Raw genomic sequence first — 18,543 nt, 5'->3', positions numbered from 1 at the left:
CTCAGATGGACTCCGCGAACTCCTCGCGGCGGGATTCGAAGAGGATCGAGGCGCCCCAGAGCAGCGCCAGCGAGAAGAGGGCCAGTGCCGCCAGGGGCAGGGGGTCCGGCAACCGGTGCTCGTAGAAGATGGCCTGGTAGGAGAGCATCAGGCTGGACATCGGGTTCACCACCAGCACCGCCGTGCGGACCCTCTCGTCGAGGATGGTGGAGGCCTGGTAGAGCACCGGCGTGGTGAAGAACCACATCGTCAGGATGTTGCCGACGATGTGCTGCAAATCCCGGAACGTGACGTTGATGGCGGCCAGGATGTACGTCATCGCCAGCGTGAAGATGAGCTGGATGAGGACCACCACCGGGAAGGCGATGACGTGCCAGGTGGGAACCTGGCCGTGGAACAAGCCCAGCCCCACCATCAGTGGCAGCGACAGCAGGTAGTTGCTGAGGTTCGTCAGCACCACCGTCGTGGGCAGCACCTGCGCCGGGAAGCGCACCTTCGTCATCAGGTCGCGCCGGTCACTGATGGCGCTCGCCCCGGCGCCCAGCGACGAGGAGAACCAGATCCACGGCAGGAGCCCCACGAACATGAAGTACGAATAGTTCGGGGTGCTCGCCCGCATCACCACGGTGAACAGCAGCGCGTACACCAGCATGTGCAGCGTGGGATTCAGGAACGTCCAGAGGAAGCCCAGAAACGAGCCGCGATAACGCGCCTTGAGCTCCCGCTGGACGAGGCTGAGCAGCAGGCCCCGGTATTGGTACAGTTCTCGGACGAGGCGAATCATGAGGGGGCCCTTCTATAGCAGGGCCCGGGTGGGAGCGAGGCCGGCAGATGGCCCCGCACGCATCACCACCATGACGCAACAGGGCCGTCCGCCCACCGCTCGGGCAGGCCCGCCACGCGCGCCAGCACTCCCATCCCCCAGGGCAAGGAAGCGTTGTCCCAGACGCGCCGCCATGCGGGGTCGCCGAGGACAAGACAGTCATGCGTGTGATTGAGCCAAAACAAAAAGGCCCCCTGGTTTCCCAGGGGGCCTTCGTATTGGAGCGGGAAAAGGGATTTGAACCCTCGACCCTCGCCTTGGCAAGGCGATGCTCTACCGCTGAGCTATTCCCGCATCAGGTACTGCGACTTCCCTCTCGTCCGCGCCCCGCGTCGGCGCCGCGTCCGAAGTGAGGTGGGGTATACAGAGGCCCTCCGAACACGTCAAACACTTTTCGCAGCCGACGTTTCATCCCCTCGCTTCGCAAGCATGGCGAGGAACGCGCGGAAGTAGACGACGGCGCTCCAGACCGAGAACGCGCCAGACAAGTAGACGAGCACCTTGCCCACGAGGTTGTAGTCCACCGGCGTGCTGAACGAGCCGAGCGTCAGCGGGTGCACGTAGTGAACGCAGAGTGAAATGATGCCCACGAGCTGGAGGGACGTCTTCCACTTCCCCTCCTGGCCGGCGGCGATGACCATGCCCTCGCTCGCGGCGATGGTGCGCAGACCGCTGACGATGAGCTCGCGCGCGAGCAGGACGATGACGACCCACGCGGCGATGCGCCCCAGCCGCACCATCATCACCAGCGCGGCCATGGCGATGAGCTTGTCGGCCAGCGGGTCCATGAACTTGCCGACGACGGTGATGAGGTTCCACTTGCGCGCCAGGTAGCCGTCCACCACGTCGGTGATGGAGGCGACGGCGAAGACCAGGCCCGCGAAGAGGGAGTTGAGCGGGTCCGCGTCGTAGAGGAACCAGACGAACGGAGGGATGAGGAGGATGCGTCCCAACGTGAGCATGTTGGGGAGGTTCCAGAACTCCTGCACCAGCACGCTGGGCTTGCGCTCCGCGCGCCGGCGCGCCCGCTCCTCCCGCTTGCGCTGCTTCCGGGTCGCTCGGTCCGTGGCCATGGCGCGCTCTTCTAGCGAACCCCGAGGGCGATGAGGGCAAAACCTTCGCCCCCCAGTTCCACCGCGGTGCGCAGCGACTCGCCAGCGGGGGACTTGAGCAGGGGCACGACCCGGGGCGTCAGGTTGCCCTGCCAGCCCACCAGGTGCGTCAGGGGCACCGTCACCGGCGCATCCGGGCGCACCTGCACCGAGCGCAGCGGCCCCGGCAGGCTGAGCAGCACCTGTCCCTGCCCGCGCAGGTGGACCAGGTCCAGGTCCGGGGCGATGTCCGACGGCACCCGGCCATTCTCGAACATCACCGGCTCCTCGAAGGCGAAGACGTTCTCGTCCCGGAAGTAGGCCGAGTCCTCGCCCAGGTCCACCACGAGGAAGGTGCGGCGCTCGGCGGGCTCCAGGTGGAGCACCCCGTGCCCCTTTGCCCGGACCATCCGCGACGGCCCTTCGCCAAAGGGCTTGTCCGTTGCCCGTCCCCGGAAGCGCTTCATCTCCGGCTGGAACGCCAGCTGTCCCCGCAGCGCCACCACGCCATCCAACCGGGTCAGCAGCTCTCCATCGACCGCCACGCTGAAGCGCCCCTCGCCCAACACGAAGGGACGCCCTCCCCGCTCGTCATCCAGGGACAGCGAGGGCGCCAGCTCCGACAGCAGTGGCGCCGTGGACACCGGGGTCCCCGTCGCCTCCGGGGCGCTCGCGCCGGACACGCCCCGCCGAGGCGCGGCGGCGGCCTTCTCCGTCAGAGCGGCATCCGTGCCGCGCGCGGCGACCTTGGTGAGCTGCAGCTTCGTGAGCGGCACCGGCGTCGGCACGGTGGCCGCATCCCGGGGCGCCTCGTCGGTGCTTGAAGTCGGAGCGGTGGCGGCGGGAGTCTCCTCCTCCAGGTCCACCGTCTCCTCGGGCGCGGCCGTGAGCACCGGACCGCCCTCGCCGTCGCTGTCACTCAGCGCGCTGGGGCCCTCGTCCTCCGCGAAGCGGATCTCCTCATCCCTCGGCGCGGCGCCCACCGCGGGAGGCGGCGGAGCCACCTCGCGAGCGGGTGGAGGCACGGGGACCGGCGGAGGCATCTCCGGACGCGCGGGGGGCGACACGGGCGCGGGCGTGGGCCGGGAGTAGTTCTCCCCGGCGATGGCGCGCGACATCTTGTCCGCCATCTGGTCGCTGCCCGCGAGCAGGAAGTGCTCACGCGCGCGGCCGTACTCGCCCATCTGCGCCAGGGCGAGGCCCAGGTAGTTCTGGGCCTTCTGGTGCTCGGGCGAAAGATCCGTGGCCGTCTCGAACTCGCGCACGGCGCGCTGGAGCGCGTTCGTCTTGAGATACACCAGGCCCAGGTTGACCCGCAGCGTCGGGTCCACCGGGTTGTCGCGCACCAGCATCTCGTAGAGCTCGGCCGCCCTGTCGAACAGGCCGAGCTTGAAGTAGCAGAGCCCCAGGAGGTTCTGCGCCTTCTCGTTGCGGGGTTGGAGCTGGTGGGCTCGCTCCAGGAACTCCTTCGCCTCGATGACCTTGTTGGCGGCCAGCAGCTCGCCACCGCGCTGGAGCTGCTGGAGGAACTCGTCGTCAGCGGGGCTCGTCTCCGCCCGCCCCTTCACGCGCGTCGTCATTCTGGGATGTGGGCTCGCGGGGACCGCTCTCGGCGGGCCGCTCGCGCTCCTTGTAGTGGTAGTAGAGCTGGAGCACCTTGCGGACGTACCCCTGCGTCTCCTCGTAGGGGGGCACCTTGCCGCCGTAGCGCTTCACCGCGTCTGGCCCCGCGTTGTAGGCGGCAATCATCTTCACCATGTCGCCGTCGAACATGTTGGCGAGCACGCGAAGGTAGCGCACGCCACCCTCGATGTTGTCGCGCTCGTCGAAGATGTCCTTCACGTACATGTCCGACGCCGTCGCCGGCATCAGCTGCATCAGTCCGCTGGCGCCCTTGTGGCTGAGGGCATTCTTATTGAAGTTGCTCTCCGCGTGCATGATGGCGCGAACGAGCGCGGTGGGGATGCGGTAGCGCAGCGCCGCCGCGGCGATGTGCGGGTCCAGGTCCGGGGGCGTGTTCTTGCGCCCCACCGCCGGCGAGTTCTTCGCGGGCGCCTGGGCAAACGAGCCCTTCATCTTCTTCGCCACCTTGGAGCCGGAGGGCGGGACGTTCGTGTAGACGATGGTCCCGTCCTTCTCCACGTAACGGTAGATGGACTCGGACGCCCCCGCCCACGGCGGGAAGGCCAGCACGGCGAAGAGGCTGAGCGCGGGAATGGCACGCATATCGGCCCCCGAACCTTAGACACACGCAGGAAAGTCCTCAAGAAAACGCCTTGTTTCCGGCACTTACAGTCGTTAAGGCTGTCGGCCATGCCCCATCGGTTCGATTTTCTCGTCCTGGGAGGCGGCGTTGCGGGCCTCTCATTCGCCCTCCAGGCGGCCAGGCACGGCACGGTGGCCGTGCTGACCAAGCGCGAGCGAACGGAGAGCAACACCGCTTATGCCCAGGGGGGCATCGCCAGTGTGCTCGCCCCCACTGACAGCTTCGACGCCCACATCGAGGACACCCTCGTGGCCGGCGCGGGCCTGTGCCACCGGGACGCGGTGGAGGTGACGGTGCGCGAGGGGCCCGAGCGCGTGCAGGGGCTGGTGACGCTCGGCGCGGAGTTCAACCGGCAGACCTCTGGCGAGTTCGACCTGACGCGCGAGGGAGGTCACTCCGCGCGCCGCATCATCCACTCGGGCGACATCACCGGACGCGAGGTGCAGCGCGCCCTGCTGGCCGAGTGTGACGCGACACCCAACATCACCTTCTTCGCCAACACCGCCGCCATCGACCTCATCCTGGACCGGCGTCAGCCCAGGCCGGGGACAAGCCGGTGCGTGGGGGCGTATGCGCTGCAGGAGAACGGAAGCATCGAGCGCTTCCTGGCGAAGGTGACGGTGCTGGCGACGGGCGGCGCGGGCAAGGTGTACCTGTACACGTCCAACCCGGATGTGGCGACGGGTGACGGCGTGGCCATGGCGTACCGGGCGGGCGCGCAGGTGGCGAACATGGAGTTCTACCAGTTCCACCCCACCTGCCTCTATCACCCGGAGGCCAAGAGCTTCCTCATCAGCGAGGCGCTGCGCGGCGAGGGCGGCAAGCTCAAGCTCAAGGGCGGGCAGACCTTCATGGAGCGCTATCACCCGCTGGGCGCGCTCGCCCCGCGCGACGTGGTGGCGCGCGCCATCGACGCGGAGATGAAGCGCACCGGCGACGAGTGCGTGTACCTGGACATGACGCACATGGGCCGGGCCTTCCTCACCGAGCGCTTCCCCAACATCTACGCCACCTGCAAGGCGTTCAACATCGACATGGCGGTGCAGCCCATCCCCGTCGTCCCCGCGGCCCACTACCAGTGCGGCGGAGTGGTGACGGACCTGCACGGGCGCACCTCGGTGCCCGGCCTGTACGCCATCGGCGAGGTGTCCTGCACGGGCCTGCACGGCGCCAACCGGCTCGCCTCCAACTCACTGCTGGAGGGCCTGGTGTTCGGCCAGCGCGCCGTCAAGGTCGCCCAGGAGGAGCTGGCCTCCCTGTCCACGCCGGGCGAGGACCCACCAGCGTGGGACGCGGGCAGCGCGGTGGAGTCCGACGAGAGCGTCGTCGTCAGCCACAACTGGGACGAGATTCGCCGGCTCATGTGGAACTACGTGGGCATCGTCCGCACGGACAAGCGGCTGATGCGCGCGCGGCGCCGGCTGGAGCTGTTGCGCGAGGAGATTCGCGACTACTACTGGCGCTTCAAGGTGACTCGCGACGTCATCGAGCTGCGCAACATCGCCGACGTGGCGCTGCTCATCGTCGACTGCGCCAGCCGCCGCAAGGAGAGCCGCGGCCTGCACTTCACGCTCGACTACCCGCACCCCGACGACCACCACTGGCTGCGTGACACCACCCTTTCCCGGGAGCTGTGAGCGACATGTCCTCCGGACCGCGACACATCCTCGACGCACCGGGCTCCGGCCCTGAGCAGCGGGGAGGAGGCCATCCGTTCGGCACCCCGCCGCCGCCCCAGGCGCCTCAGCCCAGGCCGTGGGTCTGCTACGCCATCATCGGCATCTGCGTCGTGGTGTTCGGCCTGGAGGAAGCCGGTCAGCTCCCGTCGTTCAACTCGCGGGAGCTTCCGCTGGGCGCCCTGTATGGCCCCGCGGTGCAGGCCGGGCAGTACTGGCGACTGCTCGGAGCGGCACTTGAGCACGGCGGCATCCTCCACCTCGTGTTCAACATGTCCGTGGTGGTGACGCTGGGCTTCACGCTGGAGCGAGGCATCGGCAGCCTGCGCTTCCTCGGGCTGTCGCTCGTCACCGCGCTGGGTGCGTCCACCTTCTCGCTGCTCTTCAACTTCGACACGCCCATGGTGGGTGCGTCGGGGATGATTCTGGGGTGGGCGGGCGCCATGCTGCCCATCGCCACGCGACAGGGACGCCGGGAGCTGGGCATCTGGCTGGTGCAGGTGGCCGTGCTCAGCCTGCTGCCCTTCGTGAGCTGGTCCGGGCACCTGGGAGGGTTCCTCTTCGGCCTGCCCTGTGGCGTGGCCCTGCGGCAGGGCCGGCAGGTGTACGCGCTCGCGCTGCCCATCATCCTGTTCCTCACGGCGCTGGTGGCCCTCTACGCGGCCCACCCCGAGCGGCACGGAGCGTTCTGACATGGACGTGCGCAGCATCTGCGTCTTCTGCGGCTCGCGGCCGGGCGCACGGCCCGAGTACGCCGAGGCGGCGACGGCCCTGGGCACCGAGCTGGGACGGCGCGGCATGACGCTCGTCTACGGCGGGGCGAGCGTGGGCCTCATGGGCACCGTGGCCGCCGCCACCCTGGCCGCGGGAGGCAAGGTGGTGGGCGTGCTGCCGCACTTCATGGGCGCGCGGGAGATTGCCCACCTGGGCCTCACGGAGCTCATCCGCGTGGACTCCATGCACGAGCGCAAGGCGCTGATGGCCTCACGCTCGGACGCGTTCCTCGCGCTGCCCGGCGGCTTCGGCACGCTGGACGAGCTCTTCGAAATCATCACCTGGGCACAGCTGGGCCTGCACCAGAAGCCCATGGGCCTGCTCGACACGCTCGGCTTCTTCCAACCCCTGGTGACGCTCGCACGACACCTGGCCCACGAGGGCTTCGCGTCGCCGGAGCAGGCCCTGCCGTTCGCGGTGAGCGCGTCACCCCAGACGCTGGTGGACCGGATGCTCGACGGGCCCACGCTCACGGTGACGGAGAAGTGGCTGAAGCGCCCCGAGCAGACTTAAGCGACACGGGGCCGCGTGCTACTGCGCGGCCACCTTCATCTCCGCCTGACCCAGCGACGAGGCGAGGCGGAACGTCACCTGCTCCGTGCCGGGGGGGATGACGAGCTGCCCGGTGGACATCACCGTGGGGAACTGCACCTCGTAGCCGACCCAGAAGACGCTGGTGTACGGGTAGTAGGCGCGCATCTCCAAATCCGCGCGGCCCAGCCGGCGGATGCGCACCGGCGTCACCTCGCCCGCGGGCGTCACCAGCGCCATGCGCCAGATGGTCTTCTTGAAGTCGAAGTCGAGGTACCGGTAGTCGTTGACGTGCACGCCCAGGAAGAACTCGTGCACCTGCCCGGCCTCGGTGCGCTCCTCGGAGAGCAGCTGCTCCACCTTGGGAGGCGGCAGCACCTGGAAGGCCGCCTGCCGCTTCACCCGCGCCTCGCGGAACGCCATCGACTGGAGCGTCACCCCGGCGAAGAGGCGGGTGTCGAAGCCGTCGTAGATTTGCTGCTGGCCCGAGTACTTGTCGAGCAGGGCCCGGTAGGCCGCTTCCGCGTTCTCGTCGTGCAGCGTGGGGGCCTGCTCGCCGATGGTGGGAGGCGTGGTGGAGCAGCCGGACAACATGCCCAGCAGCGCTCCCGTCGCGAGAAGCTTCTTCACGGAATGAAGTCCTTGCGGGTGAACAGCGTGGTGAGCCGGTGGCCCGCGGCCTCCACCGCTTCGCGTCCCCCCTCCAGTCGGTCCACCAGGGCGAACGCCCCCAGCACCGTCAGTCCCTCGGATTTGGCCCGCTCAATCGCCTTGAGCGTGGAGCCACCCGTCGTCACCACGTCCTCGACGATGGCCACCTTCGCGCCCGCGCCCAGCCCGCTCAGGCCTTCAATCCACTGGCCGGTGCCGTGGCCCTTGGGCTCCTTGCGGACGATGAACGCGGCCAGCGGATAGCCGGACAGGTAGCCGGTGAGGCTCACCGCGGACGCGAGCGGATCCGCGCCCAGCGTCAGCCCGCCCGCGCCCACCGCCTCGGGCGCCTCGCGGCGGATGGCCTCCAGGAAGAGCCGGCCGATGAGGAAGTGCCCTTCGGCCAGGAGCGCGGTGCGCTTGCAGTCGATGTAGAAGTCCGACTCCTTGCCGGACGAGAGCACCACGCGACGGCGCTCGAAGGAGCGCTCGGTGAGCAGCTCCAGCAGCCGGGCCCTGTCACGGGCGAACAAGTCGGACATCACTTCAACCCCTCCAGGTACGCCACCAGCTCGGAGGAGTACCGCAGTTGCATCAGCAGCTCCGCTCGGCGCGACTCATCCAGCGAGGTGAACACGTCCGCCAGCAGCGAGAGCTCCTGGTTGATGGTCCCCAACCGCTGCGACACGTCCGCCGCCAGCTCGTCGGCGTCGACCTCTTCTTCCACGCCCTCGGGTGCCAGCTCATCATCGGTGGCAAGCGCCTTGGCGAGCATGTCGGCCACGGCGGCGCTCAGCCGGCCCTGGGCTTCGAGCTGGTCGCGCTTGGCCTCCAACACCTCGGGGCCCACCGGCGTGGCGTGGATGGCCTCCGCCAGCGACATGAGGAGCGCATCCTCGTCCGACAGGTCCGTGTGCACGCGCGCCTGCACCGCGTCCCGCTTGAGGAAGCGCAGCGCGGCCACGCGCCGGAAGCCGCACACCAGCTGGTAGCTCTCTCCGCCCCGTGGACGCACGTCCACCGGGAACAACTGCCCCAGCCGGGCGATGTCCGTGGCCAGCCCGGACACGTCACCCTCCGGACGCAGCCGGTACGCCGACTCGTCCTCGAGCCGCTCCAGCGGCATCAGCACCGTCACCACCCGGCCGGCGAGACGCTCCTCCGGCGCGGCCAACAGTTCGGGTCCCGACTCTTCCTCGTCGGCGGCTCCGGACTCCTGCCCCGCGGAAGCCGCTGTCTCGGCGACACCGGACTCCACCCCGGCGGAAGCTTCCGTCTCGGACCGAGCCTCGGAGGAGACAGTCCCCTCGGGGGCGGATGTCTCCTGCCTGGGCGCGTCATCGAGCCGCGACTCCGGCGGACGCTCCCCTTCGGACACTCCCGACTCCGACGTGGACTTCACCTGCGACTCTTCCAACACACCCACCGACGACTCCATGGCCCGCTCCGGTTCACCCGAGACGGGTGCTCCTTCCGCGGCGACACCCTGAGACTCCACCGAGCCTCCTTCCGGGGACACAGCCCCCGCATCCGTCGCGGTGACGGGGGCGGACTCCCCTTCCCCACCTTCGACGCGCGTCAGCTCCCGCGGCGCGGGCTCGCCCGGCGCGGAGTCCTGGGACCCACCGTCGCTCCGCGCCGAAACAGCCTCGGGCGTGGACGTCGAGCCACCTTCCGGAGAACCCGGCATCCCATCCTCTCCGTCAACCCTGTGCTCGGCGTCCATGGTGGCACCCCTGGTCTACCCACTCCCGCGCCACCGACTCCGGCGGCGCGGGAAGCGAGCTCTAGCGGGTCTTCTTCTTCACCACGACCTTCTTCTTGGCGCCAGCACCCAACGCGAAGGGCGTTGGCGGCTCGGCAGAAGCAGGCTGCTCCACGGGCGGGGCTACCGGACGCGTCTCGGCCCGGGGGGGCGGAGGCGGCGGCAGCGGCTTGCTCGCGGGACGGGCGGGCGCGGTGGGTGCCGGCGCGGGGCGCGCGGTCGCCGCGGGGGGCATGGGACGCGCGGGAGGCGCGCTCGGACGCGCGGGAGGGGTGCTCGGGCGGGCAGGCGTCGCGGTGGGCCGCGTCACCGGAGCGGCGGGACGCGCCACCACGGGGCGCTCCGACGGCAGACGGCCGGGCTCCACGTCACCCATGTCCACGCGGCCACGGAAGCTGGCACCGTCCACGATGATGACGCGCGGTGCGTGGATGTCACCCACCATGCGTCCTTCGCGGGTCAGCTCCACGCTCTCGGTGGCGTTGATGTTGCCCACCACCACGCCGCTGACGATGGCGTTGCGAACCGCCACGTTGGCCTTCACCACGCCCGACGGCTCCACGATGAGGGTGCGGCTGAGCGTCAGCTCGCCCTCGACGCGGCCCCGGACGGTGAGGTCCTCATCGCCCGTCAACCGACCGCTGATGAGGATGGAAGGCCCCACCACGGTGTTGTTGACGTCGTTGTTACCGCTCAACTCCTTCGGGGTGGCCACGAATCAGCGCTCCTTCATGTCCATGTCGACGTTGCCCTTGAAGGAGGCACCATCGGCGATGAGGATGCGGGGCGCCTTGATGTCGCCCACGACACGGCAGTCCGTCTTCAGCTCGACCTTGTCGCTGGCGACGATGTTGCCCGTCACCCGGCCGGCGATCTCCACGTTCTGCGTTTCGATGTCCGCCTCGACGACGCCACTGCCCTCGACGTAGAGGCTCTCCTTGAGGGAGATCTTCCCCTTCACGGTGCCCTGGATGACCAGGTCCTCGTCTCCGGAAATCTCTCCGTCGATGACGATGCTCGAACCAATGACCGTATTCGCCATGAGTGTTGTCCGCCCTCTAGAAAGGTGTGTGCCGCGCCGTCAGCGCCGCGGCGTGAGCTTCAGATGTCGTCTGGCAGCCGGACGTCCATCTCGATGGAGCCGTTGAACACGGCGCCATCCTCGATGACGATGCGAGGCGCCTTGATGTCGCCGGCCACCTTGGCCGAAGCGTTGATGGCCACGCGAGTCGAGGCGTCGATGTTGCCGCTCGCCTCGCCGTTGATGGTCAACTCCTCGGCGCGGATGTCCGCCTGCACCTTGCCGGTGCTCTCGATGGTGAGGTGGTTCTTCAGGGCAATCTGCCCCTCCACCCGTCCCTCGATGACAAGGTCCCCACCGCCCGTGAGGTTCCCCTTGATGACGATGCCCTTACCGATGATGCCCGTTTCACCCGTTGCCATGCGGTGACCTCACCCAGAGCCCGCTCCTTCCGAGGAGCCGAGCGCTTTGATTATGTCAGAGATGCGCGGAGATCCAGCCGGAGATATCCCGGAACACCTCGGCGCGCCCCACCTCGTTGAGCGGCTCGTGCCTCATGCCGAGGTACTCCTTGAACTTCTTGTCCGCCGAGCCCGCCGTCTCGAAGAACACCCGCGCCGCCGCCGGCGCCGCCACCCCGTCCTCGGCTCCGCAGAGCACGAACAGCGGGACTTGAATCTTCGGCGCCAACAGCATCGCCTCCGCCTGGGCCTTCGTGGACTCGATGAACCAGCGAGGCGTGGCGATGGACAGGTACAGCGGGTCCTCCCGGGTGGCGCGCTGCACCTCCGGGTCCTTGGTGAGGGCTTCGATCTTCAGTCCCGAGGCCAGGCCCAGCCACGGCACCAGCGACCCCACCGCGCGCGCCGCCATCACCTTCACGGCGGGCGGGGTCAACGCCAGCTTGAAGTACGGGCCCGACATCACCAGCCCGGACAGGCCCTCCACCTTGCGGCCACCGGCCCAGTGCGCCGCCATCAGCCCGCCATGACTGTGGCCGAGCGCGAACGTCTTCTTGCCTCCGGCCGCGCCGCGCACCCGCTCCCAGAAGACCTCCAGGTCGTCCACGAAGTACTGCCACTTCTCGCTGTAGGCGCGGCGGCCCTCCGCGCGGCCATGGCCCCGGTAGTCGAAGCCGTGCACCGCGAAGCCGTCCGCCAGCAGCGCGTCCGTCACGTACTGATAGCGGCCGAAGTGGTCGCCATAGCCGTGCACCACCGCGACATGCGCTCGCGGTTCGGCGTCGGGAAGATGCGTCTTCCAGAAGAGCCGCGTCCCATCCCGGCCAGTGAAATAGCCCTCGTCGTGGCGAGCCATAGGCCCAGCAACTTAGCGGCCCGCCGCACCCATGGATAGCGCCTTGAGCTTGCGCTCCAGCGCCTCCCGCTGCCCCGGGGGCTCGGCGGACTCGGGGTCCAACGACAGCACCTCCAGCGCCCGGCGCCACGCACCCGCCGCATCCGCGCTCCGAGCCGCGCGCTGGTAGGCATCCCCCAGATGCTCGAGGATGACCGGCTCGTCGGGCGACAGCGACGACGCGCGCTCCAGCGCCTCCACGGCGCGCGGGTAGTCCCCTCGCCGGAAGTACACCCAGCCCAGGGAATCCAGGAAGGCGCCGGTGTCTGGGCGCAGCTCCAGCGCGCGGAGCACCAGCCGCTCCGCCTCGTCCAGGTCCCGGCCCGTCTGCGCCAGCAGGTAGCCCAGGAAGTTGAGGGCCGCGGCATGGTCCGGCTCCACCTCCAGCACGGCCCGCATGCGCGCCTGAGCGCCGGCCACGTCCCCCTGGCGCTCGAAGGCGGCGCCCTGCACGTACAGCAGGGCCTGGTCCCTCGGTGCGCGCGCCACGGCCTCGCGCAGCAGGGACAGGGCCTCCGCGCCCCGGTTCTGGCGCTGCAGCGTTCCGGCGAGCGCGTCGTAGAGCGAGGCGGAGGCCCCCTGTGCCAGCCCTTCCTTCAGCACGGACTCGGCTCGCGCCGGCGCCCCTCCCCGCTCCAGCGCGCGGGCGTATTGCGCGCGAATCTCCAGGTCCGACGGGGCTTGCTGAAGCGCGGCGCGTAGCAGCGAGAGGGCCCGGGGATGCTGCCCCGCGAGCGACAGGCACCGGGCACGGCGCACGCGGGCATCCGCGAAGACGTCCGCGCTCTCGGGCACTCCCGCGAAGGCCTCCGCGGCGTCGGCGAAGCGCCGCATCCGCTCGTGCACCAGCCCCGCGTAATAGGCGAGCCGGGGCTCATCGACGCTGGCCGCGCGAGCGGACTCCAGCACCTCCACTGCGGCCGTGTGCTCACGCTCGGCCAGGTAGCTGAAGGCCACCCGCACCGCGGTCTCCGGCTCTCCGGAGAGGGACAGGAGCCGGTCGAAGTACGCCCGGGCCCGCACCACGGAGCCCGCCTTCAGCGCCGAGCGGCCCGCGGCCAGCAGCACTTCCTGGCTGTCCGGCTCGTGCTCCAGGGCCCGGGCCAGCGTCTCCTCGGAGCGCGCGGGCCGCCCCGTCTCCTCGTAGAGCTTCGCCAGCGTGCCCAGCACCTCCACGTCACCGGGGTCCCTGGAGGCGGCCTCCGTCAGCAGCCGCTCGGCCCGGTGGGTGTCTCCGCGCTCGGCCAGGGCCAGCCCCAGGCGCCGGTATCCAGAGGCCTCGCCCGGCAATGCTCGCGCGAGGGACTCCACCACCTTCACCGCCTCGGCGGGGGAGCCCGACTCCAGGTAGAGCTGCGCGAGGACGAGGTAGGCCTCGGGCTCGCGAGGCTTGAGCGACATGGCCCGGCGCAGGTGCAGGCGGGCGCGGGTGAAGCGGCCCGACTCCAGCAGCACGCGCCCGAGCAGGACGTGGGCCGGGTAGTACGCGGGAGCACGCTCCACGGCGCGGCGCAGCTCCCTCTCCGCCTTGTCCAGGTCTCCAAGCCGGGCGTACTCCTCCGCCAGGCGGGTGAGCAGCAGCGGGTGTCCGTCATCCGTGGCCAGGGCCAGGCGCAGCGCGTCCACCGAGCCGCGGTGGTCCCCCGCATGGTGCAACAGCCGCGAGCGCAGGTAGTGGGAGTAGCTGGCCGACGAGGAGAAGGCCCCCTCATCCGTGGCCGCCGCGTCCATGGCCTCTCGCATCGCCTCCCGGTCCACGCGCGGTCGGCGGGACGGGGGCGCCGCCGCGAGGGCACCTGGCCCCCACAGGGCGGCGAGCAGGACGACGGCGAGGAGGCGAGAGGGGCTCACGCGAGACCAAGTCTAGCGCGGCCCCGACCGCCGTGCAGGTGCCTCAGCCCTCCGCGGGAGGTGGGGCCCCCAGCTTCTCCAGCAGCTTCTCCACCGGGTCGCTGTCCTGGCTCACGTCCGCCACCGCCGAGCGGTACTCGGTGTCCGTCGCCTTCTCCACATCCGGCATCAGCCGGCCGATGACGGTGCGAGCAGCCTCCGCGTTGCACTCGGGAAGGACGACGACGAAGACGCCCCCGCCCAGGTGGGAGATGGCATCCGGGTGACGCACCCGCTTGCGCATGACGTCCGCGATGTTGCCGGGAACGGGTTCCACCGGACGTTCCGGCCGCAGCACCGCCAGGCTCAGGGCCCGATGGTAGCGACGGCTGCGCGCCAGCTCCTGCTCCAGTCGCAGCAGCAGGCCCCGCCGGTCATGCAGTCCCGTCGTCGGGTCGCTCCCGGTGCGACGCTGGAGCGGCGACCCCGAACGCTCCTGCTGCTCGCGCTCGCCCTGCCTCAGCTTGAGGGCGCGGTCCGTGCGGTTGAGCAACTCCACCGCGTTGAACGGCTTGCTCATGTAGTCCACCGCGCCCAGGTTGAGCGCGCGGACCTTCTCCGCGACCCCCTGGTGCGCGGACAGCAGGATGACGGGGATGTGCGCCGTGTCGGACGACGACTTCAGCGCCATGGCCGCATCCAGCCCGTCCAGCTTGGGCAGGAAGACGTCCATCACCACCAGGTCCGGCCGCTGTGCGCGCGCCCGGGCCAGGCCCTCCGCTCCATCTCTCGCCACCTCCACGCGGTACTTCGAGCGCAGCACCTCCGACAACACGGCGGCGATCTCCGGCTCGTCCTCCACCACGAGGACGCGCGGCTGCTCGTGCACGCTGGTCGCCGCGACGGGCGGACGCGGATTGCGCGGCGCCTCCTGCGCGAGCGGCAGGGTGAAGACGAACAGGCAGCCATGCTCCGGCGGGCTCTCCGCCCAGATTTCTCCGCCGTGCAGCTCCACGAACTCCTTGCAGATGGCGAGCCCCAGCCCCGTGCCCTTGCCACCGTGGCGATAGCGGTCGAACACCAGGTGCAGCTCGTCCTGCGGAATGCCGACGCCGTCGTCCTGCACGCACACCTTCGCCGCGTCACCGTCGGGACGTCCCAGGCGCCGGGTGGACACGACGACTTCGCCCGCGTCCCGCGCATGGTGGATGGCGTTGGTGATGAGGTTCTGCAGCACCTCGTGCAGCTTCACCTCGTCGCCGATGAGCATCAGGCTGTCGGGGCAGTCCGCCCGCAGCGACACGCCGCGCTCGGCGGCGAGAATCTCCAGCTCGTTGACGGCGTCGCGGCACAGCTGCGCCACGTCCAGCACGCGAGGCTCGATGGACAGCCGCGCCGCCTCGCCCTTGCCCTTCTCCAGCAGCGATTCGACGAGGCCGAGGATCTTCTTGCCCTGGCGAATCATCGCCTCGGCGGACTGCTTCTGCTGGGACTCCAGCGGACCTTCGAGCAGCAGCCGGCCGTGCCCCAGCAGCACCTGGAGCGGGGCGCGCAGGTCATGGCTCACCACCGCGATGATCTCATCCTTGAGGCGGTTGAGTTCCTTGAGCCGGCGGTTGGCCTCGAGCAGCTCGTGGTAGCGCTCCACGTAGGCCATCTCCAGGTCTTCGCGCTTCTTCTTCACCGCGGTGTGCAGCCTGGCGTTGCGGATGGAGTTGGCCAGCACACCGGCCACGGCCTGGGTGAACTCCTGCTCGTCGCGACCGAAGGACGCGTCCATGCGCGAGACGCGCAGGAACAGCGCGCCCAGCAGGTCGTCCTGACAGATGAGCGGCTGCACGAGGATGGACTTCACGCCCAGCGGGACGAGGGACGTGCGCACCTCCGCCATGAGCGGATCTCGCTGCGCCTCCTCGATGAGCACCGGCTCTCGCGTCTCCAGCGCGCGGCGCAGCTCCGGATAGCGCGCCACTTCGATATCCAACTGCACGAGGCTCGGGTCCTCCTGCGTGGCCACCACCCGGCCCGTGCGGGCATGGCTGCCCTCCACCAGCACCACCGAGCACCGGTCCGTCCCGGTGACACGCCCCACCTTGTCCACCGCGATGCGGAGGATCTCCTCCAGCTCCAGCGAGCTGGTGGCCGCCTGGGTGATTTCCAGCAGCATCCCCATGCGCAGGCGGACGCGCTCCTCGCGGTCCCTCAACCGGCCCGCCCGCAGCGCGGCCTCCAGGCGGGGCACCACCTCGTCCGCGCCGCGAATCCAGTCGTCCACGGCCAGGCGCTTGAAGGCCTCCGCGGACCGGCTGCGCCCCAGGTCCACCAGCACCGGCAACCGCTGAAGGCGCTCCACCCGACGCAGGGACTCCAGCAGCTCCGCCGCGCGCTTCGCCGTCACCGACAGCAGGACGACCTCCGGCTGCAGCGAATCCGCCACCTCCGCGAGCCCGCTCTCCCGTTCGGCCGACGCGCAGTGGTAGCCGCTCGCGGTCAGCCGCTCCATCAAGGCGTCGCCGGACTCCTTCCCGGCCACCACCAGCACGCGTCCCCGCTGATCCGCCTGCATCTCGACTCTCACAGTGAACCTCTCGCCAACCGGGCCCGGACCAGGACTCGATGGGGAGGCTGCAAAAACCCGTTGAGTGCGTAAGGGTTCATGGTTCGGATCCCGATCATGCCGCTGATCACGTCCGTGGGCCAGAGCGGCGCACATCCGGAGACGGCGGTAACTGTGAGTGGAGACGCGGAGGCGCCACGCCCATCGTGGCTTTCCCGCACGAACGTCGAAGGTGCTCCTCGCGGGCTCCCGCGCCGCGCCCACCGGGTGCTCCGAGTGGAATGGGCGCGCGGAACAGCGCCGGGCGAAGAACCTTCCCAGGTCCTTGACGCGCCAGCGCCGGTCGCCCGGTCGGGCGCCGTCCATTCAAGCATCCATCCGGCCCTCATCGCTTGCTCCCACCCGTTTCCGTATCACCCTGGCTTCGCGGATTTACCGGCCTCCACGTACGGAGTATCGGCGGCTATCACGTCACGGGCCTGTCAAGGGCCGCAATCGACGCATGCCCCGGCCTGCGGAAGCGTTTCGGGAGGGGGGATGATGCCGGGAATGGTGCGAGCAAGGTAGAGTGCGGTGCCATGCTCCACCCTCCCCTGACTCGGCGTGCATGGCGCACCGCCCTCGTTCTCGTCTCCAGCCTGGCCACTGCTTGCGGCGATGATCCGCCGCCGCCCACGCCGGATCCCCCCCAGGTCGCCTTGACGGTCCTCGAGGGGAACTCCGCGGGGACGTCCCTCAAGCTCAGCGTCACCGTGTCCGGCTGCGAGAAGGTCGCCACGCTGAACATGTACGACCGCACCACCTTCCTCAAGGCGTTCCCCTATGGGAGCGGCGCCACCCCGGTGGAGCTGCTGGCGTCGGACATCCCCTACGCCAACCCGCTGGTCGGCATCGCCGCCAGCCTGTCGCTCACCGCGGAGGTGGTGTGCGACGACGGGCGGAAGAACACGTCGCTTCCCCAGCCCGCCACGTTCTTCCCGGTGGCCCGGGTGGTGGAGGATCCCCAGGGCGCGCAGGTCTACTCCACCCCGCTCGCCATCGACGGCACGGGCGCCGGGATGACCTTCCTGAGCTGCGCCAAGACGACCACGGGCGGCCTGGAGACGATGTACCGCCACAACTCCGCGGGCGGCGGGGCCTCCATCCTCCAGGTCCCCACCCTCTGCAACGCGTCCACGGTCATCACCCCGCGCCACCCGATCACGCGCAAGCGCTGGGTCTGGACGCCGGGCTACGGCGCCTTTGCCGTCGGCGACGACTTCAAGATTTCGTCGCGCACGCCCATCGACCTCGAGGTCGAGGATTTGACCGTCATGCCCAACGGGGACGCCGTCATCCGCTCCGTGCCTGGGCCCATCTACCGCATCACCCACGACACCACGGACGGCCTGGGCATCGGCGTCACGCGGTGGAAGTACACGCGGGAGATTTCGGTCGGAGACCCCATTGGTGACCTCGTGGTGCGCAGTGACGGCCGGGTGCTCGCCGCCAGCCACATCGCCTACAGCGAGAACCGCTCGGACGTCATCGTCGAGGAGCTGGACGGCGGCACGGACTCCGCGGGCGGAACGCTGCAGGCCACGCGCATCATCCGGCAGCTCTTCACGTCCAACACCTCCACGCCGCTTCCGGTGGGCTCGTTCAGCCCGGATGGCAGCATCCTGTACCTGGGCTTCGCCCTGCCCGAGGACAAGTCGCAGGTCCTCGCGTGCGTCGCGACCCTGGATGGCTGCGAGGGCGCCGCGTCGAAGTGGGCCACGGGCGTGCTCAACGGTCAGGTGAAGCAGATCGCCACGTACGCCAACGGCAACCGCGTGGCCGCCGCGACGACGCAGTTCGTGTGGCTGCTGGATGCGACCACGGGCGTCATCCGCAATCGAGGGGGCCGCTCGGTGGACGCCAACGGCGCGCTCCACGTGAAGTTCCTGCTCCCGGCGAACCCCTCTTCGGACCTGTTCTTCCTCAACGGGCCGGCCGCGCAGGGACAGACGGTGACGTTGCCGGTGGAGCTGGTGGGCGTGGATCAATCTTCGGGCAGCGTGGCCGAAGGTCGCGAGCTCTTCCGCTACCAGGTGCCCGTCTCCATGGGCGCCGCCTTCGACGACACCGGCCGGCTCTGGATGCGCACCGGACTCAAGCTGCTCCAGCTCCAGCCCTCTTCGCAGTACCGCAGCGCCCGGCCGTAAGGACCTTCGGGAAGGG

General features: G+C 69.7%; 17 protein-coding genes and 1 tRNA gene. 4 read left to right on the top strand and 14 right to left on the bottom strand.

Annotation, left to right across the window (positions count from 1 at the left end):
* Position 1: 1 nt before the first annotated feature.
* The 5 genes from HUA75_RS07550 to HUA75_RS07530 all read right to left on the bottom strand — a co-directional run bounded on the left by HUA75_RS07550 (position 2) and on the right by HUA75_RS07530 (position 4,140).
* Positions 2-784 carry an ABC transporter permease gene (locus HUA75_RS07550; protein ID WP_141648699.1) on the bottom strand — a complete coding sequence of 261 codons (783 nt, stop codon included), beginning with the start codon at positions 782-784 and terminating at the stop codon, positions 2-4.
* A 258-nt stretch (positions 785-1,042) separates the two neighbouring features.
* Positions 1,043-1,117 (bottom strand) — tRNA-Gly (locus tag HUA75_RS07545).
* Between the two features lie 89 nt (positions 1,118-1,206).
* Positions 1,207-1,896: a CDP-diacylglycerol--glycerol-3-phosphate 3-phosphatidyltransferase gene (pgsA, locus tag HUA75_RS07540; protein WP_141648698.1), complete on the bottom strand. Its 690-nt coding sequence runs from the start codon at positions 1,894-1,896 to the stop codon at positions 1,207-1,209.
* Between the two features lie 11 nt (positions 1,897-1,907).
* Positions 1,908-3,494 carry a tetratricopeptide repeat protein gene (locus HUA75_RS07535; protein ID WP_174485962.1) on the bottom strand — a complete coding sequence of 529 codons (1,587 nt, stop codon included), beginning with the start codon at positions 3,492-3,494 and terminating at the stop codon, positions 1,908-1,910.
* Positions 3,451-4,140, bottom strand: a complete 690-nt coding sequence (locus tag HUA75_RS07530; protein ID WP_174485961.1) for a lytic transglycosylase domain-containing protein — start codon at positions 4,138-4,140, stop codon at positions 3,451-3,453. Before HUA75_RS07530 ends, HUA75_RS07535 begins: the two co-directional genes overlap by 44 nt.
* 87 nt (positions 4,141-4,227) lie before the next feature.
* On the opposite strand from HUA75_RS07530, the gene nadB reads away from it, so the two are divergent.
* From nadB to HUA75_RS07515, 3 genes are read left to right on the top strand one after another with little or no spacing between them, the layout of a single operon-like run.
* Positions 4,228-5,817 (top strand): L-aspartate oxidase, encoded by a 1,590-nt coding sequence (gene nadB / locus HUA75_RS07525; protein WP_174455831.1) that lies wholly within the window; start codon positions 4,228-4,230, stop codon positions 5,815-5,817.
* 5 nt (positions 5,818-5,822) lie between these two features.
* Complete coding sequence (locus tag HUA75_RS07520) at positions 5,823-6,548, top strand: rhomboid family intramembrane serine protease (protein ID WP_174478364.1); 726 nt, start codon at positions 5,823-5,825, stop codon at positions 6,546-6,548.
* 1 nt (position 6,549) lies between these two features.
* Positions 6,550-7,143: a TIGR00730 family Rossman fold protein gene (locus HUA75_RS07515; protein ID WP_174485960.1), complete on the top strand. Its 594-nt coding sequence runs from the start codon at positions 6,550-6,552 to the stop codon at positions 7,141-7,143.
* Between the two features lie 18 nt (positions 7,144-7,161).
* On the opposite strand, the gene HUA75_RS07510 is transcribed toward HUA75_RS07515, so the two are convergent.
* The 9 genes from HUA75_RS07510 to HUA75_RS07470 all read right to left on the bottom strand — a co-directional run bounded on the left by HUA75_RS07510 (position 7,162) and on the right by HUA75_RS07470 (position 16,350).
* Positions 7,162-7,791: a hypothetical protein gene (locus HUA75_RS07510; protein ID WP_141648693.1), complete on the bottom strand. Its 630-nt coding sequence runs from the start codon at positions 7,789-7,791 to the stop codon at positions 7,162-7,164.
* Positions 7,788-8,354, bottom strand: coding sequence for an orotate phosphoribosyltransferase (gene pyrE / locus HUA75_RS07505; RefSeq protein WP_141648692.1), 567 nt, complete (start codon positions 8,352-8,354; stop codon positions 7,788-7,790). Before pyrE ends, HUA75_RS07510 begins: the two co-directional genes overlap by 4 nt.
* Positions 8,354-9,538, bottom strand: a complete 1,185-nt coding sequence (locus HUA75_RS07500) for a ParB N-terminal domain-containing protein (RefSeq protein ID WP_246137808.1) — start codon at positions 9,536-9,538, stop codon at positions 8,354-8,356. Before HUA75_RS07500 ends, pyrE begins: the two co-directional genes overlap by 1 nt.
* A 61-nt stretch (positions 9,539-9,599) precedes the next feature.
* Positions 9,600-10,292: a bactofilin BacP gene (gene bacP, locus HUA75_RS07495; protein ID WP_174485959.1), complete on the bottom strand. Its 693-nt coding sequence runs from the start codon at positions 10,290-10,292 to the stop codon at positions 9,600-9,602.
* Between the two features lie 3 nt (positions 10,293-10,295).
* On the bottom strand, positions 10,296-10,619 hold the full coding sequence (locus HUA75_RS07490) for a polymer-forming cytoskeletal protein (protein ID WP_002636698.1): 324 nt from the start codon (positions 10,617-10,619) through the stop codon (positions 10,296-10,298).
* A gap of 59 nt (positions 10,620-10,678) precedes the next feature.
* Positions 10,679-11,020 carry a bactofilin BacN gene (gene bacN, locus HUA75_RS07485; protein ID WP_141648417.1) on the bottom strand — a complete coding sequence of 114 codons (342 nt, stop codon included), beginning with the start codon at positions 11,018-11,020 and terminating at the stop codon, positions 10,679-10,681.
* A gap of 55 nt (positions 11,021-11,075) precedes the next feature.
* A complete protein-coding gene (locus HUA75_RS07480) occupies positions 11,076-11,915 on the bottom strand; it encodes an alpha/beta hydrolase (protein WP_174485958.1) in 840 nt (279 codons plus the stop codon).
* Between the two features lie 12 nt (positions 11,916-11,927).
* On the bottom strand, positions 11,928-13,805 hold the full coding sequence (locus tag HUA75_RS07475; protein ID WP_174485957.1) for a tetratricopeptide repeat protein: 1,878 nt from the start codon (positions 13,803-13,805) through the stop codon (positions 11,928-11,930).
* A 43-nt stretch (positions 13,806-13,848) separates the two neighbouring features.
* On the bottom strand, positions 13,849-16,350 hold the full coding sequence (locus HUA75_RS07470) for an ATP-binding protein (RefSeq protein WP_141648420.1): 2,502 nt from the start codon (positions 16,348-16,350) through the stop codon (positions 13,849-13,851).
* A 569-nt stretch (positions 16,351-16,919) separates the two neighbouring features.
* On the opposite strand from HUA75_RS07470, the gene HUA75_RS07465 reads away from it, so the two are divergent.
* Positions 16,920-18,527: a hypothetical protein gene (locus HUA75_RS07465; protein ID WP_174485956.1), complete on the top strand. Its 1,608-nt coding sequence runs from the start codon at positions 16,920-16,922 to the stop codon at positions 18,525-18,527.
* The last annotated feature ends 16 nt before the right edge of the window (positions 18,528-18,543 follow it).

Source organism: Myxococcus sp. CA040A (assembly GCF_013336725.1).
GTDB lineage: Bacteria > Myxococcota > Myxococcia > Myxococcales > Myxococcaceae > Myxococcus > Myxococcus llanfairpwllgwyngyllgogerychwyrndrobwllllantysiliogogogochensis.
Note: the sequence above shows the minus strand (reverse complement) of the source record. Positions and strands in the feature narration are given on the sequence as shown.

Bases quoted from the DNA above. Each gene is read 5' to 3' on its own strand.
- HUA75_RS07550 (WP_141648699.1), bottom strand. From the start codon at position 784: ATGATTCGCCTCGTCCGAGAACTGTACCAATACCGGGGCCTGCTGCTC.
- pgsA (WP_141648698.1), bottom strand. From the start codon at position 1,896: ATGGCCACGGACCGAGCGACCCGGAAGCAGCGCAAGCGGGAGGAGCGG.
- HUA75_RS07535 (WP_174485962.1), bottom strand. From the start codon at position 3,494: ATGACGACGCGCGTGAAGGGGCGGGCGGAGACGAGCCCCGCTGACGAC.
- HUA75_RS07530 (WP_174485961.1), bottom strand. From the start codon at position 4,140: ATGCGTGCCATTCCCGCGCTCAGCCTCTTCGCCGTGCTGGCCTTCCCG.
- nadB (WP_174455831.1), top strand. From the start codon at position 4,228: ATGCCCCATCGGTTCGATTTTCTCGTCCTGGGAGGCGGCGTTGCGGGC.
- HUA75_RS07520 (WP_174478364.1), top strand. From the start codon at position 5,823: ATGTCCTCCGGACCGCGACACATCCTCGACGCACCGGGCTCCGGCCCT.
- HUA75_RS07515 (WP_174485960.1), top strand. From the start codon at position 6,550: ATGGACGTGCGCAGCATCTGCGTCTTCTGCGGCTCGCGGCCGGGCGCA.
- pyrE (WP_141648692.1), bottom strand. From the start codon at position 8,354: ATGTCCGACTTGTTCGCCCGTGACAGGGCCCGGCTGCTGGAGCTGCTC.
- HUA75_RS07500 (WP_246137808.1), bottom strand. From the start codon at position 9,538: ATGGACGCCGAGCACAGGGTTGACGGAGAGGATGGGATGCCGGGTTCT.
- HUA75_RS07490 (WP_002636698.1), bottom strand. From the start codon at position 10,619: ATGGCGAATACGGTCATTGGTTCGAGCATCGTCATCGACGGAGAGATT.
- bacN (WP_141648417.1), bottom strand. From the start codon at position 11,020: ATGGCAACGGGTGAAACGGGCATCATCGGTAAGGGCATCGTCATCAAG.
- HUA75_RS07480 (WP_174485958.1), bottom strand. From the start codon at position 11,915: ATGGCTCGCCACGACGAGGGCTATTTCACTGGCCGGGATGGGACGCGG.
- HUA75_RS07470 (WP_141648420.1), bottom strand. From the start codon at position 16,350: ATGCAGGCGGATCAGCGGGGACGCGTGCTGGTGGTGGCCGGGAAGGAG.
- HUA75_RS07465 (WP_174485956.1), top strand. From the start codon at position 16,920: ATGCTCCACCCTCCCCTGACTCGGCGTGCATGGCGCACCGCCCTCGTT.